At 67.4% G+C, this 23806-nt stretch carries 26 protein-coding genes and 1 other annotated feature; of the genes, 19 read left to right on the forward strand and 7 right to left on the reverse strand.

Features of this window, described 5'->3' with window-relative positions:
- The first annotated feature begins 185 nt into the window (after nucleotides 1-185).
- The 11 genes from coxB to ABIB58_RS04135 all read left to right on the forward strand — a co-directional run bounded on the left by coxB (nucleotide 186) and on the right by ABIB58_RS04135 (nucleotide 9911).
- Nucleotides 186-1172, forward strand: a complete 987-nt coding sequence (gene coxB / locus ABIB58_RS04085) for a cytochrome c oxidase subunit II (protein WP_045809887.1) — start codon at nucleotides 186-188, stop codon at nucleotides 1170-1172.
- 17 nt (nucleotides 1173-1189) lie between these two features.
- Entirely contained in the window at nucleotides 1190-2872 is a 1683-nt protein-coding gene (ctaD, locus tag ABIB58_RS04090; RefSeq protein WP_017505719.1) for a cytochrome c oxidase subunit I, read from the forward strand.
- 88 nt (nucleotides 2873-2960) lie between these two features.
- Entirely contained in the window at nucleotides 2961-3926 is a 966-nt protein-coding gene (gene cyoE / locus ABIB58_RS04095) for a heme o synthase (RefSeq protein WP_039244888.1), read from the forward strand.
- Between the two features lie 4 nt (nucleotides 3927-3930).
- Nucleotides 3931-4101, forward strand: a complete 171-nt coding sequence (locus tag ABIB58_RS04100) for a cytochrome c oxidase system small membrane protein (protein ID WP_017505721.1) — start codon at nucleotides 3931-3933, stop codon at nucleotides 4099-4101.
- Complete coding sequence (locus tag ABIB58_RS04105) at nucleotides 4098-4634, forward strand: cytochrome c oxidase assembly protein (RefSeq protein WP_045809756.1); 537 nt, start codon at nucleotides 4098-4100, stop codon at nucleotides 4632-4634. The genes ABIB58_RS04100 and ABIB58_RS04105 overlap by 4 nt, the downstream gene beginning before the upstream one ends.
- Before the next feature lie 14 nt (nucleotides 4635-4648).
- A complete protein-coding gene (locus ABIB58_RS04110; RefSeq protein ID WP_156146726.1) occupies nucleotides 4649-5053 on the forward strand; it encodes an NUDIX domain-containing protein in 405 nt (134 codons plus the stop codon).
- An 81-nt stretch (nucleotides 5054-5134) separates the two neighbouring features.
- Nucleotides 5135-6043, forward strand: a complete 909-nt coding sequence (locus ABIB58_RS04115; protein ID WP_055806286.1) for a cytochrome c oxidase subunit 3 — start codon at nucleotides 5135-5137, stop codon at nucleotides 6041-6043.
- Nucleotides 6040-6588 carry a DUF983 domain-containing protein gene (locus ABIB58_RS04120; RefSeq protein ID WP_045809759.1) on the forward strand — a complete coding sequence of 183 codons (549 nt, stop codon included), beginning with the start codon at nucleotides 6040-6042 and terminating at the stop codon, nucleotides 6586-6588. Before ABIB58_RS04115 ends, ABIB58_RS04120 begins: the two co-directional genes overlap by 4 nt.
- A complete protein-coding gene (locus ABIB58_RS04125; protein WP_354039235.1) occupies nucleotides 6585-7325 on the forward strand; it encodes an SURF1 family protein in 741 nt (246 codons plus the stop codon). The genes ABIB58_RS04120 and ABIB58_RS04125 overlap by 4 nt, the downstream gene beginning before the upstream one ends.
- A 58-nt stretch (nucleotides 7326-7383) precedes the next feature.
- The gene (locus ABIB58_RS04130) at nucleotides 7384-8598 is read left to right on the forward strand and encodes a M16 family metallopeptidase (protein WP_354039237.1); all 1215 of its coding nucleotides are present in this window, start codon (nucleotides 7384-7386) and stop codon (nucleotides 8596-8598) included.
- A gap of 758 nt (nucleotides 8599-9356) precedes the next feature.
- A complete protein-coding gene (locus tag ABIB58_RS04135) occupies nucleotides 9357-9911 on the forward strand; it encodes an NADPH-dependent FMN reductase (protein WP_185224554.1) in 555 nt (184 codons plus the stop codon).
- Here the strand turns inward: ABIB58_RS04135 and ABIB58_RS04140 are convergent.
- Together ABIB58_RS04140 and ABIB58_RS04145 are read right to left on the reverse strand one after the other, a co-directional pair.
- Nucleotides 9908-10348: a hypothetical protein gene (locus tag ABIB58_RS04140; RefSeq protein ID WP_039244875.1), complete on the reverse strand. Its 441-nt coding sequence runs from the start codon at nucleotides 10346-10348 to the stop codon at nucleotides 9908-9910. The two genes, ABIB58_RS04135 and ABIB58_RS04140, sit on opposite strands and share 4 nt — an antisense overlap.
- Nucleotides 10349-10462: 114 nt before the next feature.
- Nucleotides 10463-10675, reverse strand: a complete 213-nt coding sequence (locus ABIB58_RS04145; protein WP_017505731.1) for a cold-shock protein — start codon at nucleotides 10673-10675, stop codon at nucleotides 10463-10465.
- Between the two features lie 239 nt (nucleotides 10676-10914).
- Between ABIB58_RS04145 and ABIB58_RS04150 the strand changes: the two genes are divergently transcribed.
- The gene (locus ABIB58_RS04150; RefSeq protein ID WP_017505732.1) at nucleotides 10915-11106 is read left to right on the forward strand and encodes a hypothetical protein; all 192 of its coding nucleotides are present in this window, start codon (nucleotides 10915-10917) and stop codon (nucleotides 11104-11106) included.
- A 3-nt stretch (nucleotides 11107-11109) separates the two neighbouring features.
- Here ABIB58_RS04150 and ABIB58_RS04155 read toward each other — a convergent pair whose 3' ends face one another.
- From ABIB58_RS04155 to ABIB58_RS04170, 4 genes are all read right to left on the reverse strand, one after another.
- On the reverse strand, nucleotides 11110-12594 hold the full coding sequence (locus ABIB58_RS04155; RefSeq protein ID WP_502909727.1) for a SulP family inorganic anion transporter: 1485 nt from the start codon (nucleotides 12592-12594) through the stop codon (nucleotides 11110-11112).
- Nucleotides 12595-12646: 52 nt separating this feature from the next.
- Nucleotides 12647-12710 (reverse strand) — a sequence feature (sul1 is cis-regulatory element that is thought to sense ions involved in sulfur or methionine metabolism; They are found in Alphaproteobacteria).
- 49 nt (nucleotides 12711-12759) lie between these two features.
- Nucleotides 12760-13941, reverse strand: coding sequence for a DUF1501 domain-containing protein (locus tag ABIB58_RS04160; RefSeq protein WP_354039240.1), 1182 nt, complete (start codon nucleotides 13939-13941; stop codon nucleotides 12760-12762).
- Nucleotides 13938-15434, reverse strand: a complete 1497-nt coding sequence (locus tag ABIB58_RS04165; protein WP_354039242.1) for a DUF1800 domain-containing protein — start codon at nucleotides 15432-15434, stop codon at nucleotides 13938-13940. The genes ABIB58_RS04160 and ABIB58_RS04165 overlap by 4 nt, the downstream gene beginning before the upstream one ends.
- A gap of 76 nt (nucleotides 15435-15510) precedes the next feature.
- A complete protein-coding gene (locus tag ABIB58_RS04170; RefSeq protein ID WP_066549725.1) occupies nucleotides 15511-16347 on the reverse strand; it encodes a metal-dependent hydrolase in 837 nt (278 codons plus the stop codon).
- A 47-nt stretch (nucleotides 16348-16394) separates the two neighbouring features.
- Between ABIB58_RS04170 and ABIB58_RS04175 the strand changes: the two genes are divergently transcribed.
- Genes ABIB58_RS04175 through ABIB58_RS04185 form a run of 3 tightly spaced genes read left to right on the forward strand, consistent with a single transcriptional unit; the run spans nucleotide 16395 to nucleotide 19315 of the window.
- The gene (locus ABIB58_RS04175) at nucleotides 16395-17000 is read left to right on the forward strand and encodes a TetR/AcrR family transcriptional regulator (RefSeq protein WP_354039244.1); all 606 of its coding nucleotides are present in this window, start codon (nucleotides 16395-16397) and stop codon (nucleotides 16998-17000) included.
- Nucleotides 17001-17037: 37 nt separating this feature from the next.
- Nucleotides 17038-17616 carry a GNAT family N-acetyltransferase gene (locus tag ABIB58_RS04180; protein WP_284876867.1) on the forward strand — a complete coding sequence of 193 codons (579 nt, stop codon included), beginning with the start codon at nucleotides 17038-17040 and terminating at the stop codon, nucleotides 17614-17616.
- A gap of 31 nt (nucleotides 17617-17647) precedes the next feature.
- Nucleotides 17648-19315, forward strand: coding sequence for a putative bifunctional diguanylate cyclase/phosphodiesterase (locus ABIB58_RS04185; protein WP_045809768.1), 1668 nt, complete (start codon nucleotides 17648-17650; stop codon nucleotides 19313-19315).
- Nucleotides 19316-19318: 3 nt separating this feature from the next.
- On the opposite strand, the gene ABIB58_RS04190 is transcribed toward ABIB58_RS04185, so the two are convergent.
- The gene (locus tag ABIB58_RS04190; RefSeq protein WP_045809769.1) at nucleotides 19319-20185 is read right to left on the reverse strand and encodes an MBL fold metallo-hydrolase; all 867 of its coding nucleotides are present in this window, start codon (nucleotides 20183-20185) and stop codon (nucleotides 19319-19321) included.
- A gap of 71 nt (nucleotides 20186-20256) precedes the next feature.
- On the opposite strand from ABIB58_RS04190, the gene ABIB58_RS04195 reads away from it, so the two are divergent.
- The 4 genes from ABIB58_RS04195 to ABIB58_RS04210 are packed head-to-tail and all read left to right on the forward strand — an operon-like array spanning nucleotide 20257 to nucleotide 23673.
- Nucleotides 20257-20589: an ArsR/SmtB family transcription factor gene (locus tag ABIB58_RS04195; protein ID WP_045809770.1), complete on the forward strand. Its 333-nt coding sequence runs from the start codon at nucleotides 20257-20259 to the stop codon at nucleotides 20587-20589.
- A 5-nt stretch (nucleotides 20590-20594) separates the two neighbouring features.
- Nucleotides 20595-21143 (forward strand): rhodanese family protein, encoded by a 549-nt coding sequence (locus ABIB58_RS04200; protein ID WP_197070965.1) that lies wholly within the window; start codon nucleotides 20595-20597, stop codon nucleotides 21141-21143.
- A gap of 4 nt (nucleotides 21144-21147) precedes the next feature.
- Nucleotides 21148-21930, forward strand: coding sequence for a sulfite exporter TauE/SafE family protein (locus ABIB58_RS04205; protein WP_045809772.1), 783 nt, complete (start codon nucleotides 21148-21150; stop codon nucleotides 21928-21930).
- A gap of 42 nt (nucleotides 21931-21972) precedes the next feature.
- Complete coding sequence (locus tag ABIB58_RS04210) at nucleotides 21973-23673, forward strand: bifunctional protein-serine/threonine kinase/phosphatase (protein ID WP_045809773.1); 1701 nt, start codon at nucleotides 21973-21975, stop codon at nucleotides 23671-23673.
- Nucleotides 23674-23806: the final 133 nt, after the last annotated feature.

A 23806-nucleotide genomic window follows, 5' to 3' on the forward strand; every position in this document is an offset into this window, starting at 1 on the left:
CGATTTAATCGAGGCCGGCTGAAGGCGGCTTTGCGGCGTGGGCGCCGTTGATCGCTTGGCAAGCCGAAAGCGATCCGATAGGTGACCGAGAACGCCGGGCGTGGGAATCGCGCCAGCGTGATCTCTTGCGAGCCATTCGCAAGTATCTGCTGCATAACGGTTTTATGGGGAAGTCTCATATGGGGATGGGCAAGCGAGCCCAAGGGACGTTGAAGCAGGCCGCGACTTGCGCGTCCTCCATCGTTCTGGGCGCCGGACTGGCGATGTTCGCTGCGGCGCCGACGTGGGCGCAGGACCTGATGGGTCAGCCGACCCCGGGCGGCATCACGCTGCAACCGGCGGCGTCGCCGCTGAAGCATGATGCGCACTTCTTCCACGACGTGATCCTGATGCCGATCATCACGGCCATCACCCTGCTGGTGCTGGGCCTGCTGGCGTGGATCGTGTTCCGCTACAACAAGAAGGCCAATCCGACGCCTGCGCGCTGGAGCCACAACACCACGATCGAGATCATCTGGACCGTGCTGCCGGTGCTGATCCTGGTCTTCATCTCCCTGTTCTCGTTCCGCCTGCTGTTCGCCTATCACGACATGCCGTCGCCGGACCTGACGGTGAAGGTGACCGGCAACCAGTGGAACTGGGCCTATGAGTATCCGGACCAAGGCGTCGCGGAATACATCTCCAACATGCTCCCGGAAGAGGAAGCCAAGGCCAAGGGCGTGCCCTATCGCCTGGCCGCGACCGAGCCGATGGTCGTGCCGGTCGGCAAGACGGTCCAGCTGGTCATCACCGCCTCGGACGTCATCCACGCCGTCGCCCTGCCGGCGTTCGGCCTGAAGACCGACGCCGTTCCCGGCCGCATCAATACCACCTGGTTCAAGGCCGAGCGCACCGGCGTCTTCTATGGCCAGTGCTCGGAACTGTGCGGCGTCGACCACGCCTTCATGCCGCTGGAGATCCGGGTCGTGACCCAGGCCCAGTTCGAACAGTGGATCGCCTCCAAGGGCGGTTCGATGACGCCCAAGGTCGCCGCGCCCGCCGCAGCCGCCGCTCCGGTCGCAGCCGCGCCTGCGCCCGCCGCCGACGCCGCGACCCCGGTCGCCGCCCCCGTCGGCGCCACCGCCGACCAACCCGTTCCCGCCGCGGCGTCCGCCGCGCCGGCCGCCCAGTAAGAGGCGAACAGAGACACATGGCTGACGCTACCGTTACCCGCGACGCGACCCACATCGGTCACGCTCACGACGACCACCATCACGACCACAAGCTGGGCTTCTTCACCCGCTGGTTCCTGTCCACCAACCACAAGGACATCGGCACCCTGTATCTGATGTTCGCCATCATGGCGGGCATCGTGGGCGGCGCCCTGTCCGGTCTGATCCGCTGGGAACTGGCCGAGCCGGGCATCCAGATCTTCAAGGAAGGCTCGTCCATCCAGCTGCTGGGTCTCGTGGAGCAGTCCAAGCACGGCTATAACGCCGTCGTGACGGCCCACGCCCTGATCATGATCTTCTTCATGGTCATGCCCGCCATGATCGGCGGCTTCGGCAACTGGTTCGTGCCGATCATGATCGGCGCGCCGGACATGGCCTTCCCGCGCATGAACAACATCTCGTTCTGGCTGCTGGTCGCCGCCTGGTGCCTGCTGATCCTGTCGATGTTCACCGACGGCGGACCGGGCAAGGGCTTCGGCGGAGGCTGGACGGCCTATCCGCCGCTATCGACCACGGGCCACGTCGGCCCCGCCTTCGATCTGGCCATCTTCGCCCTGCACGTTGCGGGCGCCAGCTCGATCCTGGGCGCGATCAACTTCATCACCACCATCCTGAACATGCGCGCGCCGGGCATGACGCTTCACCGGATGCCGCTGTTCGCCTGGTCGGTGCTGATCACCGCCTTCCTGCTGCTGCTGTCGCTGCCCGTGCTGGCCGGCGCCATCACCATGCTGCTGACGGACCGCAACTTCCACACCCACTTCTTCGATCCCGCCGGCGGCGGCGACCCGATCATGTACCAGCACCTGTTCTGGTTCTTCGGTCACCCGGAAGTGTACATCCTGATCCTGCCGGGCTTCGGCATCATCAGCCACATCGTCTCGACCTTCAGCCGCAAGCCGGTGTTCGGATATTTGGCCATGGCCTACGCCATGGTGGCCATCGGCTTCGTCGGCTTCATCGTGTGGGCCCACCACATGTACACGGTCGGCATGAGCATCAATCTGCGCGCCTATTTCATCGCCGCCACAATGATCATCGCGGTGCCGACGGGCGTGAAGATCTTCAGCTGGATCGCCACCATGTGGGGCGGCTCCATCAGCTTCAAGACGCCCATGCTGTGGGCGATCGGCTTCATCTTCCTGTTCACCGTCGGCGGCGTGACCGGCGTGGTCCTGTCGAACGCCGGCATCGATTACAGCCTCCACGACACCTATTACGTGGTGGCGCACTTCCACTATGTGCTGTCGCTAGGCGCCGTCTTCGCCATCTTCGCGGGCTTCTACTACTGGTTCGAGAAGATGTTCGGGGTGAAGTACAACGAGTTCCTGGGCGCGACCCACTTCTGGATCATGTTCGTGGGCGTGAACCTGGTGTTCTTCCCGCAGCACTTCCTGGGTCTGCAGGGCATGCCGCGTCGCTACATCGACTATCCGGAAGCCTTCACCCTGTGGAACCACGTCTCATCGATCGGCTATGCCGTCACCGTCGTCGGCGTGATCGTCTTCCTGATCATGCTGGTCGAGGCGGCGATCCGTCGTCGCCCGGGCGTCGCCAATCCGTGGGGCGAAGGCGCCACGACCCTGGAGTGGACCCTGTCCTCGCCGCCCCCGGCCCACCAGTTCAACGAACTGCCGGTCATCAAGGCGGAAGAGCACTAAGCCTTTCCAGCGATATGAAATCGAAGGCCGCTCTTTCCGTCGGAAGGGGCGGCCTTCTTCATTTGGGTATGCTATGCGGCCCTCACCGATGACCGAAGTTCAGACCCGCCCCGCCATCTCGACCGCCCAGCCGGAGGATTTCTTCCAGCTGCTGAAGCCGCGCGTGATGTCGCTGGTGGTGTTCACCGCCGCGACCGGGCTGATCGTTGCGCCCGGATCGGTCAATCCGCTGGTCGCGGCCATCGCCATCCTGTGCATCGCCGTGGGCGCCGGGGCGGCCGGGGCGCTGAACATGGCGCTGGAGGGCGAGACTGACGCCCTGATGCGGCGCACGCGCGGCCGGCCGGTGGCGGCGGGGCGTGTGCGCAAGAACGACGCCATGGCCTTCGGCGTCATCCTGAGCCTGTTTTCGGTCATGCTGCTGGGGATGAATGCGAACTGGCTGGCGGCGGGTCTGCTGGCCATGACCATCGTCTATTACGCCGGCTTCTACACTCTGCTGCTGAAGCGCCGGACGCCCCAGAACATCGTCATCGGCGGAGCGGCGGGCGCCTTTCCGCCGGTGATCGGCTGGGCGGCGGCGACGGGCCATGCGCCGTGGCAGGCGTGGCTGCTGTTTCTGATCATCTTCCTGTGGACGCCGCCGCACAGCTGGGCGCTGGCGCTCTATTCGGCCGGCGACTACGCCAAGGCGGGCATTCCGATGATGCCGGTGGCCAGGGGCGCCAAGTCCACGCGGTTGCAGATCCTGCTCTACACCCTGGTCTTCGTGCCGGTCGCGATCGCCCCGGCCTTCGCGGGCCTGGGGGGGATCATCTATCTGGTCGTGTCGGTCGCGGGCGGCCTGGGTTTCCTGGGACTGGCGGTGCGTCTCTATCGTTCGCGCGCGGGCGACGAGCCGGACAAGGCCGAGGCCGTGGGACGCGAGGCCGCATTGTATGACGTCAAGGTCCAGGCCAAACCGGCGCGGGACCTGTTCGCCTTTTCCATCCTCTATCTGATGGCGCTGTTCTCGGCGCTGCTGGTCGAGGCCCTGTCCGGTCTGGGAGCGTAAAACCATGCGTCTGACGCCTGAGGAACTTCGCGCGCGCAAGCGTCGCAACGTCTGGATCGCCTCGGCGCTGGTGGCCTTCATCGTGCTGGTCTTCGCCACCACGGTGCTGCGCCTGCAACAGAACCAGGCGGCCGAGCGGGCGCTGGCTACGGCGGTGGAGACGTCCCAACCATGAAGGCGGGCCGCAAGAATCTGATCGCCATCATCTGCGTCTTCGGCGTGATGGGCATGACCGGGGCGGCGTTCGCGGCGGTGCCGCTCTATCGGATGTTCTGTCAGGTCACGGGTTTCGGCGGCACGACGATGAAGGCCGACAAGGCCTCCGACACCGTTCTGGACGAGACGGTCCTGGTGCGGTTCGACACCAATGTGCGCGGCGTGCCGATGACCTTCCGCGCCGAACAGTCGACCCAGCGGGTGCGGATCGGCGAGACGGGCCTGGCCTATTTCGACGTGACCAACACCTCGGACAAGCCGATCCAGGTGCGCGCCAGCTACAATGTCTCGCCCGAGCAGACGGGGCCGTATTTCCAGAAGCTGCAATGCTTCTGCTTCACCGACCAGACGCTGGCGGCGGGCGAGACGCGCCAGTTCCCGGTCCAGTATTTCATCGCCCCCGAACTGGCCACGGACCGTGAGGCCAAGGGCGCGCGCGACATCACCCTGAGCTACACCTTCTATCCGTCCGTGGACGCGCCCAAGGCGTGACTTCGAAGCCGGGCGTGGAATTTCCCGGCGTCGGCTGCGGCCTGGTGATCCAGCACGCCGACGGGCGGGTGTTGCTGTGCAAGCGGCTGAAGGCGCCCGAGGCCGGGTTCTGGAATATCGTCGGCGGCAAGGTCGACCTGATGGAGCGCTCCATCGACGCCGCGCGACGCGAGGCCGAAGAGGAGAGCGGGCTCAAGATCGGCGCGGTCGATTTCCTGTGCCTGGCCGAAGAGATCATTCCCGCCGACGGCCAGCACTGGGTGTCGCTGATCTATGTCACCCGCGACTTCACCGGCGAGCCGACGCTGACCGAGCCGGACAAGCTGTCGGAGATCGGCTGGTTCGCGCTGGACGACCTGCCCCAGCCGCTGTCGGCCTTTTCGGCCAAGGCGTTCAGAGCCTTGAACAAGGCGGAATAGCGGCACGGCTCTGGCGTCGGGGAAAATCGAACGCTATAGCCGCTATAACAACCGACTCTGGCCGACGAAGAGACGCGATTCATGGCTGACGCCCACGCCACTCCGCAGCACGACTACCACCTGGTGGCGCCCAGCCCCTGGCCCCTGGTGTCCTCGGTCGCTGCGACCATCATGTTCATCGGCGCGGTGATCTGGATGAAGGGCCTGGCCCCGGCGGACGGCGGCCCGATCGCCGCCAACTTCCTGGCCGAAGGCAAGCCGGGCGTCTTCTTCGCCGGTCTGGCCGGCGTGCTGATCTCGGCCTTCTGCTGGTGGGCGGACGTCATCAAGGAATCTAAGGCGGGCGACCACACGCCGGTCGTGTCGCTGGGCCTGCGCTACGGCATGATCCTGTTCATCGCGTCGGAGGTGATGTTCTTCGTCGCCTTCTTCTGGATGTTCTTCGACATGGCCCTGTTCCATGAATCGCGGGCGCTGACGCCAGAAGTCGGCACCTGGGCCGATACCGCCAAGGCCTGGTCGACCTGGCCGCCGAAGGGCGTCGAGGTCCTATCGCCGTGGCAGTTGCCGCTGCTGAACACCGTGACCCTGCTGCTGTCGGGCTGCACCGTCACCTGGGCCCACCACGCGATCCAGGTCGGCGACCGCAAGGGCGCCAAGATCGCCCTGATCATCACCGTGGCCCTGGGCGTGCTGTTCACCTGCGTCCAGGCCTATGAGTACAACCACATCCTGCACGAGAAGCTGTTCTTCAACGAAGAGGCCGTGAACTCGGGCCTGTACGGCTCGATCTTCTTCATGGCGACGGGCTTCCACGGCTTCCACGTCCTGATCGGCACCATCTTCCTGGCGGTCTGCCTGATCCGCCTGCTGAAGGGCGACTTCACCCCTCAGAAGCATTTCGGCTTCGAAGCGGCGGCCTGGTACTGGCACTTCGTGGACGTGGTCTGGTTGTTCCTGTTCGCCTTCGTCTATGTCGTCTTCGGTTGATCCAAGACGGCCCTGAAGACATCGCAGCGGCGCGGGACGAGCCATCGTCCCGCGCCGTCGTCGTTTTCGATACGCCGGTTCGCTGGGCGCTGCGGGGGCGGTGTCCCCGGTGCGGCCAGGGCGCGCTGTTCGCGGGCTTTCTGAAGGTGGCGCCCGGTTGCACGGCCTGCGGTCTGGACTATTCCACCATCCAGACGGGCGACGACCCCGCCAGCTTCATCATGCAGATCGCCGGCTTCATCGTCGGCTTCTCGGCCCTGTTCGTCGAAATCAAATACCATCCGCCCATGTGGGTGCATCTGATCGTCTGGCTGCCGCTGGTGGTCGCCTTGTCGCTGGCCCTGATGCGGCCGGGGCGGGGACTGATGATCGGCCTGCAATATCGGAACCAGGTGGATGGATCCTCCCCTGCGGAGCGGGGGAGGGGGACCACGCCTCGCGTGGTGGAGGGGGCGACCCCAGACTCGGTGCGAGGGTCCGCCCCCTCCACCGCTTCGCGGTCCCCCTCCCCCGTTCCGCTGCGCTACACGGAGGAGGATCTATGAAGCGTTTCCCCTGGATCCTGACCGTGCTGACGGTGCTGGGCCTGATCCTGCTGATCGGGCTTGGCGTGTGGCAGGTCGAGCGGCTGAAGTGGAAGGAAGGGCTGATCGCGGCGGCCGATGCGGCGGCGGCGAAATCGCCCGCGCCGCTGGAGCAGGTGCTGGCGGAAGGGAATCTGGAGTTCAGGAAGGCGTTGATCGTCTGTCCCGGCCTGGCCAGCGCGCCCTTCGTCGAGCTTCAAAGCATCCATGACGGCGAGGCCGGGGTGCGGCTGATCTCGGCGTGCAAGCCGGCGGGGGCGGATTTCACCCTGCTGGTCGATCGCGGCTTTATCGGCGACGGCGTGACGGCGCGTCCGCGCGTGGTGGAGACTACCCTGCCGCTGGTGATGGTCGGCGAGTTCCGCACCTTCGACAAGCCCGGCGCCCTGAGCCCGGCGCCGCGCGACGGCCGCTTCTACGCCCGCGACACGGCGGCGATGGCCAGGGCGCTGAATGTCGTGGGTCCGGTCCGGCCCGAGGCCGTCTTCGCCATCACCGCCGTCAATCCCGAGTTCCCGGCGCTCAGGCCGTCCGCGCCGCCTGCGGCCTTTTCCAACAACCATTTCGGATACGCCCTGACGTGGTTCGGACTGGCGATCGCGCTTGCGGGTTTCTATGTGGCCCTGCTTCGCCGTCGAATGAAGAAAGACGGTCCTCAAGCAGCCGCGCACCGCGTGCGCGGCGATAGGAAAGACTAAAGTCCTGACTTCTTCTCTGCACACCCTGTCCAACGGCGTCCGCGTCATCTGCGATCCGATGCCGGGGCTGAAGACCCTGGCCGTCGTCGTCACCGTCAAGGGCGGGGCGCGGTGGGAGCCGCTGGATCGGTCCGGCTGGTCGCACCTGTTGGAACATCTGGTGTTCAAGGGCGCCGGCGACATGGCCGCGCGCGAGATCGTCGAGCGGATCGAGGCCGAGGGCGGCACAATCAACGCCTCTACCGGCTATGAGCGGACCAGCTTCGAGGTGCGGGGGCTGGACGGCTCGCTGCCGCTGGCCATGCAGGTGCTGTCGGACCTGGTGTTTCGCCCCACGCTCGACCCTGCCGAGATCGAGCGCGAGAAGGACGTGGTGGCCCAGGAGATCGCCGAGGCTTTCGATACGCCCGACGACCATGTGTTCGAGATGGTGCAGACGCGCGCCTTCGCCAAGCAACCGCTGGGTCGCCCCATCCTGGGCTCGGTCGCCAGCCTGAAGCCGGCCGACAAGGCGTCGGTCGAGGCGTGGCGCGCGCGGCTGTATTCGCCCGACCGGATGGTGGTGTCGGTCTCTGGCGCGGTGGACGAGACCGAACTGCTGGCCCTGGCCGAGCGCTGGTTCGGCGATGCGGTCGCAACCCCGGCCGATGCGCCCGCGGCGGCCGCCTTCGTCGGCGGCCATGCCAAGCTGACGCGTAAAATCGAACAGGCCAATCTGGTGTTCCAACTGCCCGCCCTGTCCGCGACCGATCCGGCCCTGTCGGCCATGCGGCTGTTCGGCGAGATACTCGGCGGGGGTATGGCGTCGCGCCTGTTCCAGAGCGCGCGCGAGGAGCGGGGCCTGGCCTACGCCATCGACGCCTATCAGGAACCGTATCAGGACACGGGCGTGCTGGGCATCTACGCCGGGGCGGCGGCGGATCGGGCGAAAGAACTGGCCGAGGTTTCGGCGGCCGAGGTGCGGGCCCTGGCCGAGGTCGGGCCGACCGAAAAGGAGCTGTCGCGGGCCAAGGCGGTGATGAAGGCCGGCCTGTGGATGTCCGACGAAAACCCGATGAGCCGGGCCGGGCGCAACGCCGCCCAGACCCTGATCTTCGGCGCCCCGCGCGCCAGCCTGTCGATGACCGAACAGCTGGAAGCCCAGATGATCGAGGACGTGCGCGCGGTCGGCGGCCGTGTGCTGGCCTCGGGCCAGGCGGCCAGCGCCGTCCTGGGCCCGAAGTCGGCGGGACCGGCGGGCGAAGCCTTCGCGGCGGCCCTGTTCGGTGGGTAGGGTGTCGGCTGTTCTTTCCTAGTTCCCATCACTCTCGCGCGGAGGCTCAGCGCAACAGACTATCCCGCGGCGGCCGTCTGAATGTCTGGATCAGGGGATGGAGCAAAGATCTCTCCACCACCCAAAGCCGACGTGCGGACGAGCCGCTACGGCCTATCCGTTTGGACAGCGAAGGTATCCTCTAACAGGATAATATCCGACAACCATAGCGTCCCGAGGCTGTCCGACAGTCGAGATTTCTTTAAATTCCCAGCGTCGCTCTGGTCTCTGCTCAGAGGATTCCGTTGTTTCGAGGCGCATCTCTCTACCGCACACCCCGCCGTCTGTGATCCTGACCGCATGAATTACAATCCGGCTGCCATCTGCCGAGCAAAACGAAAGCTCAGTGAAATCAGGATCGATCTGCCTAGAAAGCTGTGCTTGATAGTGCGTCAGATTACGCTCTGCCGCCAAGGCTTTGAGCGCCGAATCGGCATTCGGAACCGAGCGGGTGTATGAAACCGAGGGCACGCAAGCTGACAAAAGCAACACGATGACTAAACCCGGCGTTTGCTGAGCAATACTTAGCCTCATGGCCACATGCCTTTCTTCCAATTGAGATAGCTTAGTTGCCTCAGTCTGCGTCCGCTTTCCACTTCTAACAGCACGCTGCAATGTCCGCTTCGTGCGCGTGCGGGCGAGCGGCCGGCCTAACGGAACATCCAACCGCCGGGATCGGTTATGCTGGCGCTTGAACCCGTCCAGCCCGGAGACCTTTCATGACCGTTCGCGTCGCCTTGATCGTCGGCAGCCTGCGCAAGGGCTCCTATTCGCGCGCCATCGGCATGGCGTTGAAGGCGCTGGCCGAGCCGGGACTGGAGATCGAGCCGGTCGAGATCGGCGACCTACCGCTCTATGACCCCGATCTGGAGACCGACAACCCGCCGCCGGCCTGGGAGCGGTTCCGCGAGGAGGTGGCGACGACCGAGGCGGTGCTGTTCGTCACGCCCGAATACAATCGCTCCATCCCCGGCGCGCTGAAGAACGCCCTGGACGTCGGCTCGCGCCCCTATGGCCACAGCATCTGGCAGGGCAAGCCCGCCGCCATCGTCAGCGTCTCGCCCGGCGCCGTCGCGGCCTTCGGCGCCAACCACCACCTGCGCCAGCCGCTGGTCTTCCTGAACATGCCCACGATGCAGCAGCCCGAGGCCTATATCGGCAACGTCGCCGACCTGCTGGACGAGAACGGCAAGCTGAAGAAGGACGACACCAAGACCTTCCTGAAAAGCTTCACCGACGCCTTCGCCGCCTGGATCGACAAGACGAAGGTCTAGATCTTCAAAGCCGAGAGGAGTTTCGCGGGGTCGCGTACCCGCATGTCGATTACGACCGGATCGCCCTTGGCGGTGAGTGTCAGCCGGACATTCATGCCCGTCCAGTCCTTACGTGCTTCGGCCCTGACGAGGGCGACAGGTTTGCGGAACTCAAGACCGAACGCCCCGTAGGGCATGAACAAGGTGATTGGGAAAACGGGCGAAAGCCAAAGCTCTCGGTCATCGACGACCACCATCAGGCAATTGCTCGCGCCGCCCCACTTGCCCTTCTGTTTACCGGAGGCGCGCGTGTCAGCGTAACGGGCCGAAGCGGGGGGCCTGGGCATGACGGGTTCGCCCCGTGCTCGTCGGCTATTCACCGCATACCAGATCATGACTGGCCAAGTGACGATCACGCCGATTGCCCAGATGGTCAGGAAGATGATCTCTGGTTTCATATGGCCAAGTTAGGACCGAGTTTGACCGAAGTCATCCGTTCCAGACGCAGAGCCCAAAATGAAAACGGCGGCTCCGTGAGGAGCCGCCGTCGCAGATCAGCTGTGAGGCTGAAATCAGCCGATGGTTTGCAGCTGGCCAGCCGATTCCTTGCCCGAACGCTTGTCGCGTTCCAGCTCGTAGGAAACCTTCTGGTTTTCGTCCAGGCCGCGCAGGCCGGCGGCTTCGACAGCCGAGATGTGGACGAAGACGTCCTTGCCGCCGTCTTCAGGCTGGATGAAGCCGTAGCCCTTGGTGGCGTTGAACCATTTGACAGTGCCGGTAGCCATTTTGAGACCTCCGTTAGAAATTGACCGAGGGAACGTCCCTGCGGCCTGTCGGGTCTGAATGGGAGCGGCCTTGACTCGTGCGTTCGCAGAGAGAGTGGGCGTTACGCAGAGAGATCGACGAGCCGTATGTGCGCAGATATTGGCTGTGGATGCAAGCTTGGGGCGACGGGTCCGAAAATCCAATGATCGGAACGGTTTAGCTTGGGGTGCGTTAACGAACAGCACGAAAGGCCATCCCCATGAACCGCACCCACGTCGTCGAGCGCGCCTATCAGCTCGCCCGCACCAACGATTGTCTGAACACCGGCGACGTCGTCAAGGCGCTGTCCGGAGAAGGGTATTCGGGCGCCGAAATCTCGCATTTCCAGGGCAGCTCGATCCGCGCCGACCTGAACCGCATCTGCAAGATGCCGAAGCCCGAAGCCGCCTGAGCCCTAATGCGCGCCGGCGCCGTCCGGCAGATGCATCTTCTCGAACCGCCCCACCCGCGTAACCAAGGTGCGGGCGGCGTCGTTCATGCCCGTGACCTGCACGTCCGCGCCCTGACGGCGATAGCGGAAGACGACCTTGTCCACGGCGGCGACGCCGGTCAGGTCCCACAGATGGGCGTCGCTGAGATCGATCTCGACGCGCGTGGGTTGGCCGTGATGCTCAAAGCTGGCGGCGAACAGATCGGCCGAGGCGAAGAACAGCTGGCCTGACACGTGGTAGCGCAGAACGCCCGGTTCCGGCGTCGGAACCTCGGTCACGGCGATGGTCTTGCCCACCTTGCGCATGAAGAAGATCGCCGACAGCAGCACGCCCAGGATGACGCCCTTGGACAGGTCGTGGGTGGCGACGACCGTCACGGTGGTGGCGATCATGACGATGGACGACTGAAGCGGGGTGGAGCGCAGCTTCATCACCGAGGACCAGTCGAAGGTGCCGATCGAGACCATGATCATGACGGCGACCAGAGCGGCCATTGGAATTTGGGCGACCCAGGTCTGAAGCGCCAGCATCAGAAACAGCAGGAATAGCCCGGCCCACAGGGTGGACAGACGCCCGCGCGCACCCGAGGTGACGTTGATCATCGACTGGCCGATCATGGCGCAGCCCGCCATGCCGCCGAACAGGGGCGACAGGATGTTGGCGATCCCCTGGCCGCGCGTCTCGCGATCCTTGTCCGACGGGGTGTCGGTGATGTCGTCGATCAGGTTCGCGGTCAGCAGGCTTTCCAGCAGGCCGACGAAGGCTAGGGTCGCCGAGATGGGCGCGATGATGACCAGCGTCTGCCACGTCAGAGGGACGGCGGGCAGGTGGAACATCGGCAGGCTGGTCGGCATCTGGCCCATGTCGCCAACGGTGCGCACGTCCAGCTTCAGCACGATCACCAGGGCGCTGATGGCGACGATGGCGACCAGGGGCGAGGGCACGGCCTTGGTCAGGCGCGGAAAGCCGTAGATGACGACCAGCGCCGCCGCGACCAGGGCGTAGGTGATCCAGCCTCGGCCGATCAACTCAGGCATCTGGGCCAGGAAGATCAGGATGGCCAGCGAGTTGACGAAGCCGGTCATGACGCTGCGGCTGACAAACTTGATGTAGCGGCCCAGCTTCAGCAGGCCGATGACGATCTGGAACACGCCGCACAGGATCGAGGCGGCGAACAGATATTCCAGCCCGTGGTCGCGCACGAGCGTGACCATCAGCAGGGCCATGGCGCCGGTCGCGGCCGAGATCATGGCCGGCCGCCCGCCCACGAAGGCGATGGTGACGGCGATGACCACGCTGGCGTAGAGGCCGACGGCGGGATCGACGCCGGCGATGATGGAAAAGGCGATGGCTTCGGGGATCAGGGCCAGGGCCACGACGGTCCCCGCCAGAAGATCGCGGCGAGGATTGGCGAGCCATTGCTGGCGCGCGGAGGCGATGATGGACATTTCAGGATTTCATCTGGATGAGCCTGACCGATGCTTCGGTTTCCGGCGGCTCGGTTTCCCAGCGGATCGGCGGCGGGGATAGCCACCCGTCGCCTGCGAACAGGGCCGGGTCCAAGGTGATGGCGTCCTGATGCGATGTTGCGCCGCAAAAAGCAAGCGTGACGGCTAGACCAGACCGTCCATCGCCGGCGCCTCGGCGGCGCTGCCGGGGAAGACGCGGGCGTCCAGGGCGGCGCGGTCGAGGCCCATGTGATCGCGCAGCACGCCCTTGAAGACTGAACGGATGTCCAGGGTCGGGGCTAGGTCGCGGTTCTCGAACAGGCGATTGTCGGCCAGCGTCGGCCAGTCGCCGATGGGGCCGCCACGCTTGACCGCACCCCCTGCCAGCAGAAGCGACGAGCCGGTGCCGTGGTCGGTGCCTTGGGTGCCGTTGGCGCGGGCGGTGCGGCCGAACTCGGTGGCGACGATGACCGCCGTGCGCGACCAGGCGTCTCCCAGGCCGCCCTTCAGGCCCGTGACCAGTTGATCGAGGCCCGTCAGCCGGGTCTGGAGCTGGGCGCGCTGGCCCGCGTGGGTGTCCCAGCCGTCCAGCGAGACGGCGACGATGTCGGCGCCCTCCGGTCCGGTCATCAGCCTGGCGACGGCCTGGCCCAGGCCCTGGACGTCGTTGCGACGCAGGCGTTGGTCGCCGCCCTCCATGCCGACCAGTTGCTCGGTCGCGAGACCCCCCGCCAGGTTCTGGCCCAGCATCGGATCCTCGACATAGAGGTCCTGAAGCAAGGAGGCGATGCGGTCGCCGTCGCGCACCAAACCGCCTGGCGCCCAGCTGGACACCGGCGCGTCGCCGCGCAGGATCAGCGGGGTCTGGGCGCCGATCGACAGGCCTTTCAGCGACGTTCCGCCCGCCGCGACGATGGCGCGGTTCAGCCAGCCGTCGGATTGCTGGCGCAGACCTTCGCCGCCGTTCTCCAGCACGTCCTGGGCGTCGAAGTGCGAGCGGATGCGCACGGGCAGGGCGACGGCGGGGGCGAACCGCATCTGGCCCTGACCATAGAGGGCGTGCAGGCCGGCCAGCGCCGGATGCAGGCCGAAGCCCTCGCTCAGGGCCGGGGCGCCGTTCGCCTCGCCGGGCGCGTCGATGGCCAGACCGCCGCGCAAGGGGACGTAGTTCGGATCGGCGTAAGGCACGGTGACGGACAGGCCGTCCATGGCGCCGCGCGCGATGACGACGACCAGCTTGTTGGCCGGGCCGCCGGTCTGGGCGGCGACGCGGCCGGCGAAGGCCAGGCCGACCCCGGCGGAGGCGGCGGCCAGCAGATGGCGGCGGTTCAAGTTGAGGGCGGTCATCGGCGTTGGAACTCCGGCGACATGAACAGAAGGGTGAAGGCCTCGGGCCGGCTTTCGGCGCGGGCGACGGCGAGGCGGGTGCGTTCGCCGAGGCGCGGGCCGAGGGCGGCTGCGGCGACCGCGTTTGGATCGCTCGCTTGCGCCAGATCGGCGGCGGTGCGCGACCAGTTCAGCCGTTTGACCAGGGCGTCGGGACCGGCCCAGTCGGCGGCCGTGTCGGGCCAGCCCTCGGGCGACGGGGGCGCGAACGGCGGCTGGCCCATGTCGAGCAGGGCCTGGCGCAACGGCTGGACCCGCTGAGGCCGGGTTCCCAGCGCGCGATGGGCCGAGACGATGAAGTCGTAGGGCGTCTTGATCTTGGCGGGCTGGGGCGTCCAGGTTTCGGGCGCGTCGATCAGGGCGCGGGCGACCTGGGCCAGATCGCCGCCGGAGCGGGTCCAGGCCGTTTCCAGCCGTGCGACCAGAGCGGGCGGCGGATCGTCGGCGACGAAATGAGCGGCGAGACGGCGCGACAAGCGTTTGGCCGTCGCCGGATGCCGCGCCAGGTCACGCAGTATGGCCTGACCCTGGGCCAGGCCCGCCGCGGGATAGGTCTTGCCCATCACCGTGCGGGCGCCGGGTTCGTGGACATTGGCGCGGAACACGAAGCCGTCGGGACCGGGCTCGGCTTGGGCGGCCATGTTGCGCGCGCGGCGCGGACGGTTGGGCTGACGCTGATCGCGGGCGGCGGGGATCGACCAGCCGGTCAGGGCGCGGGCCAGTTCGGTGACGTCGCCTTGCGTATAGCCGCCGTCGGCGCCGACGGTGTGCAGCTCCATCATCTCGCGGGCCAGGTTCTCGTTCAGTCCGGCGTTGCGACGCGCGCCGGCCATGCTGTCGGGACCGACTGAGCGGGCCTGATCCAGATACAGAAGCATGGCAGGATGCTGTTCGGCGGCCAGGACCAGATCCTCGAACCGGCCGAAGACGTGGGGGCGGATGGCCTCGCGCTCATACTGGCCGACGAAGGCGCCGCTGGCGAACTTGGCGGCCGAGACGGTCAGGGCGTTCGACCAGAACAGGGCCCAGCGCTCGGCGAAGCCGTCGTCGGTGGTCGCGCCGAGCTGGGCGCGGGCCAGGAACTCCTGCGCCGTGTCCTGGGTGATGTCGCGGCGGGCGGCCTGACGGGCTTCGCGCCGGGCGACGGCCTGCGGATCGGCGGCATCCGGCCTACCGGAAGCGGGGGCAGGGGAGGGGGCGGCCTCGGCCGTCGCCGGAGCGGCGGCGCGTCGGTCGCGGCGGGCGAGGCCGGCGTCGCTCTGATAGTCGATATATTGGGCGACGCGTTCGGCGGTGTCGGCGAACTGGCCCGAAGGCTGTGGCGCGCCCTGGCGACGAATCTGGGCCGTGGCCCAGCCGCGCGGATCGGCGGCGACGCGGTCGATCTCGCCAGGCCGGGCGCCCAGACCCAGGCGGGTCAGGGCGACGGCGGCGTCGGTCGGTGATGAAGCCATGGCCTTCTCCTCGTCCGTCCCCCGCACACTGTAACGCCTTTGGGCGAAAACTCCGTCGCGGGGTCGGATTTGGGAGTCAGGCCGGTTGGGCCAGGCCGGCCTCCGCGTCCGCGATCAGGTCGCGGTCGTCGACCTGCCACGGGTGGAAGTCGGGTTTGTAGAAGGCCAGGTAGTCGCCGATCATCCGGCGATACAGACCCGGCTTCAGCCACAGCCAGCGGAACAGGCCCAGACGCGCGCGCCAGCCGACGATGCCGTCCTGCTTCAGCAGCATGAAGGTCGTCTCGCGCACCGTGCGGGTGAACAGCAGGGTCGTCAGGAACATGGCCCAGCGCCGGATGCGCCAGCGCTTCAGCGGACTGAGGTCCCGGGTCGCGTGCAGGAAGACGTCATAGGCCACGCCCTTGTGCTCGATCTCCTCGATGGAGTGCCAGCGCCACAGGCGGGCCAGGTCGTGGGGCGAACCCTTCAGCAGCTCCGGATCGGCCAGCAGCCGATGGGCGAAGGCGGCGGTGAAATGCTCCAGCGCCATGGTCGCCGCCAGTTGAGCCAGGGCCGGACGGGCGCGGGCGATGTCCAGGCGGGCGGTGACATAGGCCTCGATCTCGGCGGTGTCGTAGCCGGCGCGTTCGGTGATGGCGTTGAAAGCCATGTGTTCGCGGGTATGGGCGCCCTCCTGGACCGTGAAGGCGCGGATGTCGGCGGCCAGGGCCGGGGGCGCGTCCTTGGCGAACCGCTTGACCGACTGGATGAAGAACCGCTCGCCGTCGGGGAAGGTCAGGCTGAGGGCGTTCATCACGGCGGTGCCGAACGGGTCGCCGTTCAGCCACCAGCGTGGCGTCGGAGCCTCGCGGTCGATATGCAGGTCGCGCGGCTTGATCTGGAGGTCGGCGGGGGTGGCGGATTTCGCCATGATTCTGCTCCTCGATTTCAAGCGGAGGATGGAGTTAACTGACATCAATGTCAACTAATAGTCCGGTGAAGCGGCGACGCGGGGCGGTGGCGCGCGAAGAGGCGCTGGAGGCGGCGCGCGACCTGCTGCTGTCGGGCGGGCCGGCTGCGGTGACGCTGAAGGCGGTGGGCGAGCGGATGGGCGTGGGTCACGCCAACCTGATCCACCATTTCGGCTCGGCGGCCGGGCTGCAGGGCGCGCTGATGGATGCGATGGTGCGCGATCTGGCGCAGCGGATCGAGGCTGGCCTGAACGAGGGCTTGGGAGAAGGGCGTGACGGCGTCGAGCCGGGGCGGCTGATGAGCGTCGTGTTCGACGCTTTTGGGCCGGGCGGCGCCTCGCAGATGGCGGCCTGGCTGGCGCTGGCGCGCGAGCAGGGCCGGGCGGAAAGCTTCGCCGAGGTGGTGCGCGATCTGGCCGAACGGCTGGCGGCCATGGCGCCCGAGGATCCCAGGGCGGCCGAGCGGGCCAAGGCCCTGGTGGTGACGGCGGCCTATATGGCCTTCGCCGAGGGACTGATCGGGGACATCCTGACGCCGATGCTGGGCGCGCCCGAGGGGCTGGGCCGCGACCTGGCGCTGAAGCTGACCGCGACACTTTTGGCCGAACCGTAAGGTTCAGAGCCGAATCTTGATGCTATAGTCCCCATCGATGGCGCTTCTGGACTGGATGAGCGATGTGGCCGGCCCCGTGATCCGGGGGGACGGCGTGATGCTGCGCCCGCCGCGCGCCGCCGATTACGCCGCCTGGTCCACCCTGCGCGACGGCTCGCGCGACTATCTGCAACCGTGGGAGCCGGCCTGGCCCGAGGACGACCTGACCAAGGCGGCCTTCCGGCGCCGGCTGTCGATCTATGCGCGCGAGATGGAGCTGGGCAACGCCTGGCCCTTCTTCGTCTTCGTTCAGGACGGCAAGACCCTGGCGGGGGCGGTGACCCTGTCGAACGTGCGGCGCGGCGTCGCCGAGACGGGGACGCTGGGCTACTGGATCGGTCAGCCGTTTTCCGGTCAGGGCGTGGCGACGGCGGGCGTTCGGGCCGTCGTCGGATACGCGTTCGACAAGCTGAAGCTGCACCGGCTGGAGGCGGCCTGTCTGCCCACCAATCACGGGTCGCGACGGGTGCTGGAGAAATCCGGCTTTCGCAACGAAGGTCGGGCTCGCGCTTATTTGAAAATTAACGGCGAGTGGGCAGACCATTTGTTGTTCGGCCTGGTCGAGGACGAGCGTTGACGGCCGGGGGCCGTCTGGAAGGGCGAGACGCGTGACACCACGATCCCGATCGCTGGCCTGGGACGCCACGACCGCCATCGAGGCGCTGGCCGCCGCCGAAACGGCCCTGTGGGTCTGGACGCCCGCGGCGGACGAGCTGCGGTTCACCGGGGCTACGCGATCGCTGGGCCTGGGGCCGCTTGCGCCGGAATGCACGGCCGCCGGTTTCGTCGCCCTGGCCATGCCGCAGGATCGCAGCCTGGCCGAACGGATGCTCAAACCTCAGGACGAGGGCGCCGAGATCGCCGTGCGTCTGCGCATGCGCGGGTCCGAGACCTGTCTGTGGCGCGGCGTCTGGCTGGAGGACGGCCTGCGCGCCGCCGGCGTCGTGGCGCTGGAGACCAAGTTCGCCGGATCGGACCGCGATACGCTGACGGGCCTTCTGGATCGTCGCGCCTTTCTGGCCCGCGTCAGCGAGGTGCTGACCCAGCCCGGCGAATACGAGATCGTGGTCGGCGACGTCGATCGGCTGCGGCGCCTGAACGAGGCGCTGGGGCATGAGCGGACCGACCTGGTGCTGTCGGCCCTGGGCTCGCGTCTGGCCGCCGCCTTCAACAAGGACGCCTCGGCCGCGCGGATCGGCGAGGATGAGTTCGCCATCATCGTGCCAAAGACCGCGTCCCACACCAGCTATCGCGTGCGCGACGCGCTGGAGCAGCCGCTGCGGGTCGCGGGCTTCGATATCTATCCGACCGTCTCGATCGGGGCGGTGATGGTGGAGGGCGGGCCGGATGCGCCCGACGCCGCCGAACTGTTGCGCCGGGTCGAGCTGGCGGTGGAATCGGCCAAGGGCGCCGGGCGCGGCGGATCGGCCGCCTATGGTCGGGCGCTGGAAAGCGACAGCCTGAGCCGTCTGGCGCTGGAGGCGGATCTGAGGAACGCCTTCGTGCGCGGCGAGATCGTGCCCTTCTTCCAGCCCATCGTGAACCTGAACACCGGGGCTGTCGCCGGCTTCGAGGCGCTGGCGCGCTGGCGTCATCCGCGCCGGGGTCTGGTGCCGCCGGACGAGTTCCTGGGCCTGACCGCCGACCTGGGCATGATGAACGACCTGGGCCTGCTGATGATGACCCAGTCGGCGCGGCAGCTGGCCGAATGGATCGAACGTCATCCGCTGGCCGGCAAGCTGTTCTGCAGCGTCAACCTGTCCGTCGGCGAGATCGAGCGCCCGCACCTGTGCGAGGACGTGGCGCGCATCATCAAGGAGACCGGCTTGCCCAAGGGCGCGCTGAAGCTGGAAGTCACCGAGGGCGACATAATGCGCGACACCGCGCGCGCTGCCGAGGTGCTGCAATCGCTGAAGGACGTCGGGGCGTCGCTGGCGCTGGACGACTTCGGCACCGGCTTCTCGTCCCTGTCCTATCTGGCGCGCCTGCCGTTCGATACGCTGAAGATCGACCGCTATTTCGTGCTGACGATGAACAAGGACGAAGGCTCGGCCAAGATCGTCAAGTCGGTGGTCAATCTGGGCCGTGATCTGTCGCTGGAAGTCGTCGCCGAGGGCGTGGAGAACGCCGAACTGGCCCGCCTGCTGCTGGACGCGCAATGCCACTACGGCCAGGGCTTCGGCTATGCCCCCGCCCTGCCGGCGCAGGAGGCCGAGGTCTATCTGGCCGAAAGCCTGGCCGACGGAACCGCGCCGCTGAAGCAGCGGTCGGCCTAGGGCTTAGATCGCGTTTAGCGGCAGGCGCAGGTAGCGCTGGCCGTTGGTGTCGGGGGGCGGCAGGTCGCCGGCGCGGATGTTGACCTGAAGCGAGGGCAAGATCAGTTGTGGCGCGCCCAGGGTGGCGTCGCGGGCCTCGCGCATGGCGACGAAGGCGTCTTCCGATACGCCGCCGCCGATGTGGATATTGTGCGCGCGTTGTTCGGCAACGGTGGTCTCGAACCGGTAGTCGGTGCGGCCCTGGGGCAGGTAGTCATGGCCGACGAAGATTCGGGTGTCGTCGGGCAGGGTCAGCAGGCGCTGGATCGAGCGATACAGGGTCCGGGCGTCGCCGCCGGGAAAGTCCGTTCGCGCCGTGCCGTAGTCGGGCATGAACAGGGTGTCGCCGGTGAAGACCGCATCGCCGATCCGGTAGCTGACGCAGGCCGGGGTGTGGCCGGGCGTGTGGATCACCTCCACCGTCAGGTCGCCCAGCATGAAGGCGTCGCCGTCCGCGTAGAGATGATCGAAAACGGCGCCGTCCGGGCGCACATCGTCGGCGCCGAACAGGGGACCGAAGGCGGACTGAACCTGGGTGATCCGCCCGCCGATGCCGATCGACACGCCCGTCGTCGCACGCAGATGCGCCGCCGCCGTCAGGTGGTCGGCGTGGGCGTGGGTTTCGAGCACGAGGGCCAAGGTCAGCGTTTCCGACCGCAGCGCCGCCATGACGGCGTCGATCGATCGCGTCGAGGTGCGGGCCGAGGGCGCGTCGAAGTCCAGGACGGGGTCGATGATCGCTGCCTGACCCGTCGCGGGGTCGCTGACCAGATAGGTGACGGTGTGGGTCGCGGGATCGAAAAAGCCGCGGACGTCGGGAGATTGGGCCATGGAGAACGCTCCTTTCGCGATCCAATATATTAGGCATTGCTTATTTAGCAAGTGCGCATATATTGCGCCCCATGATCGACCTTCAGACCATCGGACTTGAGCGTTTCCAGGCCAGCGCGGGCGAGGCGGCGGCGCTGCTGCGCGCGCTGTCCAACGAGAAGCGGCTGATGATCCTGTGTCAGTTGGGCGAGGGCGAGATGTCCGTAGGCCAACTGCTGCCCCAGGTCGGCCTGTCGCAATCGGCCCTGTCCCAGCACCTGGCCAAGCTGCGCGAAGAGGCGCTGGTCAGCACGCGTCGAGACGGCACGACCATCTTCTACCGCATCGCCGATCCGGCCGTCCTGAAGGTCATCGCCGTGCTGGCCGAAATCTATTGTCCCCCTGTTTCCTCCGAAAAGGCATGATTCCCATGAGCGTCCTGACCCCCCTCTCCCCCGCCGAGGTTTCGCGTCGGCTGAAGCAAAAGACGGCCGTGCTGGTCGATATTCGCGAGCCGGATGAGTTCGCCAGAGAGCATGTCGTCGGCGCCGTCCATGCGCCGCTGTCGGCCTTCGACGCCTTTACGCCCGCCGGCGTCGACAGCCGCGACGTCATCTTCACCTGCCGGACCGGCAATCGGACGGGCGTCAACTGCGAGCGTCTGGCGGCCAAGACGACGGGCCAAGCCTTTGTTCTGGAGGGCGGGCTGGACGCGTGGAAGGCGCAGGGCCTGGCCACCCACGCCGACCGCTCCAAGCCGATCGAACTGATGCGTCAGGTGCAGATGGTCGCGGGCGGCCTGATCCTGCTCGGCGCGGCGCTGGGCCTGCTGGTGCATCCGGCCTTCTGGGGTCTGTCAGCCTTCGTCGGCGCGGGCCTGTTCGTCGCGGGCGCGACGGGCTTTTGCGGCATGGCGCGGCTGCTGGCCGTCATGCCGTGGAACAGAACCGCGACCCGGCCAGTGACAAGAGCGGTCTGATCCGATGACGACCGAACTGACCCCGCTGGTCCTGACCGCCTTCAGCGGCGGCGTCGTCACCCTGCTGCTGACCCTGTTCGGCGGCGGCGGGTCGGTTCTGGCCGTACCGCTGCTGCTCTATGTCGTCGGCGTCGCCGATCCCCATGTCGCCATCGGCGTGTCGGCGGCGGGGGTGGCGCTGAACGCCCTGACGGCTCTGGCCGGTCAGGCCAGGGCAGGGCGGGTGCGCTGGCCCTGCGCGACCCTGTTCGCCATCACCGGCGCGGCCGGGGCCTGGTTCGGTTCGTCCCTGGCCAAGATAATCGACGGCCATCAGCTGCTGCTGATCTTCGCCGTGGCCATGGCGGCCGTGGGCGTGTCGATGCTGCGTCCCAAGGCGGCGGTCGCGCGGGACGAGCCCCGGCTGAACTGGTCCATGTCGCCGCGCGTCGGCATGGCGGGCGCCGGCGTCGGCTCGGCCGCCGGCTTCTTCGGCATCGGCGGCGGCTTTCTGATCGTGCCCGGCCTGATGGCGTCGACGGGGATGAGCCTGGCGACCGCCCAGGCGACATCTTTGCTCAGTGTCGCCGCATTCGGAGCGACGACGGCGGGCAACTATGCGCTGTCGGGCTGGGTCGATCCGGGCCTGGTCGCCGCCATGGCGGTCGGCGGGGTCGCCGGGACGGCGGCGGGTCTGCCGCTGGCGCGCCGGCTGGGGTCGAACGCCCGGCTTGGGCGCATCCTGTTTGCGGGCCTGATCCTGGTGGTCGCCGCCTATGTCGCGGTGCGCGCCGTCCTGGCGCTCTGACACCTCTGTTCAGCGGGCCGTCTTTCGACGACAGTTCCGCCCATGACCGACGCCAGACTGGAGATCGCCGCCGGCTTTGCGACCTTGCAGGGGCCCAAGGCGGATAATCAGGACTTCGGCGGCGTTCATATCGGCACGGCGGCCGAGCAGCGCGAGCATGGGGTGGTGGCGGTGATCGCCGACGGGGTGTCGGGATCCAAGGCCGGGCGAATGGCGGCGGAGCTGACGACGCGCAGCTTCATCGACGGCTATCTGGATCAGAACCCGCTGAACGGCATCGCCGCCAACGGCATCAAGGCGCTGAGGGGCTTCAACCGCTGGCTCCATTCGCGGGGACGGATCGATCCGGCCATGGAGGGGGCGGCGACGACATTTACGGCCCTGATCCTGCGCGGGCGCGAGGCGACGGCGCTTCATGTGGGCGACAGCCGGGCCTGGCATTTCCGCGATGGGGTTCTGACGCGGCTGACGGAAGATCACACGCGGGCCCAGCAGGGGCTCAGCCATGTGCTGTACCGCGCGGTGGGCATCGAGGCGGATGTGAAGCTGGACGTGCGGCAAGTGCGGCTGGAGCCGCACGACCGGCTGCTGCTGACCACCGACGGGGTCCATGGGGTGCTGGGCGATGCGGCGATCGCGAGCCTGTTGGGGCGGCGCAGTTCGCCCGACGCGGACGCCAAGGCGATCCTGGCCGAGGTCGAGGCGGCGGGGCCGCGCGATAACGCCACCGCCATCGTCATCGACGTGGTCCGCACCGGCGCGCCCGACTGGGAGGCGATCACGGCGGAAGCGGAAGGGCTGGCCATCCTGCCGCCGCCCGTCGTCGGCGATAATGTCGATGGCTTCGCGCTGCAGCGGGTCGTGGCGGACGGGCGCTATACGACCCTGTTTCTGGCCAAGGACACACTGGGCGACGGCGGCGCGGTCGTGCTGAAGTTTCCCAAGCCCGCTGTGGTGTCCGAGCGCGGCGCCCGCACCGCCTTTCTGCGCGAGGCCTTCATCGGCCGGCGCATCGACAGCCCCTTCGTCGGCAAGGTGCTGAGCCTGGATGCCGGTCGCCAGAGCCGCCTCTATATCGCCCAGCCCTTCCATGCCGGTCAGACCCTGCATGCGCGGCTGGCGCAGGAGGGGCCGTTCGAGATCGGCGAGGGGATCGGCGTGGCGCTGCGCCTGTCGCGGGCGGTTTCGGCCCTGCACCGGGCGGGGGTGACGCACCGCGACATCAAGCCGGACAATGTGATCCTGGAGACACAGGGCGGGCTGAAACTGGTCGATCTGGGCGTCGCACGCTTGCGGCTGGCCGAGGAGTTCGCCGAGGCCGAGGCGCCCGGCACCGCCGGCTATAAGGCGCCGGAAATGTATGCGGGCGAGAGCGGCGACGCCGCCACCGACCAGTTCGCCCTGGGGGTGACGCTGTATCGCCTGTTCACCCGCACCTATCCGTGGGGCGAGGTGGATCCGACCGATGCGCCGCGCTTTGACCGGGCGCCCGCACCGCCGACGCGACACCGGCCGGACATGCCCGCCTGGCTGGAGGCGGCCATCATGCGCGCCGTCGCCGTCGATCCGAACGAGCGGTTCGAGGATGTCGAGGAACTGATCCATGTGCTGGAAACCGGCAGCGCCGTCGCGGCTCCGCCGCCGCGTCAGCTGTCCTTGATCGAGCGCGATCCGGTGCGGTTCTGGCAGGGGATCAGCCTGGTTCTGCTGATCGCTTTTCTGGTGTCGATGGCGACGCGTTAGCGGCCCATACGCTCAACCTCAGCGATCGGATGTGCGACATTTGGCGATGCAGAAGCTTGGGAACCTGTGGCCGCCTTCGGCTTTTGTGACGGCGAGCGGGGATGTCGCGCCCGCACTTTCTCGGCACGAAAGC

The sequence above is a fragment of the Brevundimonas sp. UYEF29 genome (assembly GCF_040546195.1).
In the GTDB taxonomy this organism is placed as follows: domain Bacteria; phylum Pseudomonadota; class Alphaproteobacteria; order Caulobacterales; family Caulobacteraceae; genus Brevundimonas; species Brevundimonas huaxiensis.

Coding starts and splice junctions, on each gene's coding strand:
- ABIB58_RS04115 (WP_055806286.1), top strand. CDS start 5,135: ATGGCTGACGCCCACGCCACTCCGCAGCACGACTACCACCTGGTGGCG.
- ABIB58_RS04160 (WP_354039240.1), bottom strand. CDS start 13,941: ATGACCGCCCTCAACTTGAACCGCCGCCATCTGCTGGCCGCCGCCTCC.
- ABIB58_RS04165 (WP_354039242.1), bottom strand. CDS start 15,434: ATGGCTTCATCACCGACCGACGCCGCCGTCGCCCTGACCCGCCTGGGT.
- ABIB58_RS04155 (WP_502909727.1), bottom strand. CDS start 12,594: ATGTCCATCATCGCCTCCGCGCGCCAGCAATGGCTCGCCAATCCTCGC.
- ABIB58_RS04190 (WP_045809769.1), bottom strand. CDS start 20,185: ATGGCCCAATCTCCCGACGTCCGCGGCTTTTTCGATCCCGCGACCCAC.
- ABIB58_RS04135 (WP_185224554.1), top strand. CDS start 9,357: ATGACCGTTCGCGTCGCCTTGATCGTCGGCAGCCTGCGCAAGGGCTCC.
- ABIB58_RS04195 (WP_045809770.1), top strand. CDS start 20,257: ATGATCGACCTTCAGACCATCGGACTTGAGCGTTTCCAGGCCAGCGCG.
- ctaD (WP_017505719.1), top strand. CDS start 1,190: ATGGCTGACGCTACCGTTACCCGCGACGCGACCCACATCGGTCACGCT.
- cyoE (WP_039244888.1), top strand. CDS start 2,961: ATGACCGAAGTTCAGACCCGCCCCGCCATCTCGACCGCCCAGCCGGAG.
- ABIB58_RS04205 (WP_045809772.1), top strand. CDS start 21,148: ATGACGACCGAACTGACCCCGCTGGTCCTGACCGCCTTCAGCGGCGGC.
- ABIB58_RS04150 (WP_017505732.1), top strand. CDS start 10,915: ATGAACCGCACCCACGTCGTCGAGCGCGCCTATCAGCTCGCCCGCACC.
- ABIB58_RS04175 (WP_354039244.1), top strand. CDS start 16,395: ATGTCAACTAATAGTCCGGTGAAGCGGCGACGCGGGGCGGTGGCGCGC.
- ABIB58_RS04200 (WP_197070965.1), top strand. CDS start 20,595: ATGAGCGTCCTGACCCCCCTCTCCCCCGCCGAGGTTTCGCGTCGGCTG.
- ABIB58_RS04130 (WP_354039237.1), top strand. CDS start 7,384: ATGCCGGGGCTGAAGACCCTGGCCGTCGTCGTCACCGTCAAGGGCGGG.
- ABIB58_RS04180 (WP_284876867.1), top strand. CDS start 17,038: ATGGCGCTTCTGGACTGGATGAGCGATGTGGCCGGCCCCGTGATCCGG.
- ABIB58_RS04125 (WP_354039235.1), top strand. CDS start 6,585: ATGAAGCGTTTCCCCTGGATCCTGACCGTGCTGACGGTGCTGGGCCTG.
- ABIB58_RS04105 (WP_045809756.1), top strand. CDS start 4,098: ATGAAGGCGGGCCGCAAGAATCTGATCGCCATCATCTGCGTCTTCGGC.
- ABIB58_RS04170 (WP_066549725.1), bottom strand. CDS start 16,347: ATGGCGAAATCCGCCACCCCCGCCGACCTCCAGATCAAGCCGCGCGAC.
- ABIB58_RS04210 (WP_045809773.1), top strand. CDS start 21,973: ATGACCGACGCCAGACTGGAGATCGCCGCCGGCTTTGCGACCTTGCAG.
- ABIB58_RS04145 (WP_017505731.1), bottom strand. CDS start 10,675: ATGGCTACCGGCACTGTCAAATGGTTCAACGCCACCAAGGGCTACGGC.
- ABIB58_RS04140 (WP_039244875.1), bottom strand. CDS start 10,348: ATGAAACCAGAGATCATCTTCCTGACCATCTGGGCAATCGGCGTGATC.
- ABIB58_RS04100 (WP_017505721.1), top strand. CDS start 3,931: ATGCGTCTGACGCCTGAGGAACTTCGCGCGCGCAAGCGTCGCAACGTC.
- coxB (WP_045809887.1), top strand. CDS start 186: ATGGGCAAGCGAGCCCAAGGGACGTTGAAGCAGGCCGCGACTTGCGCG.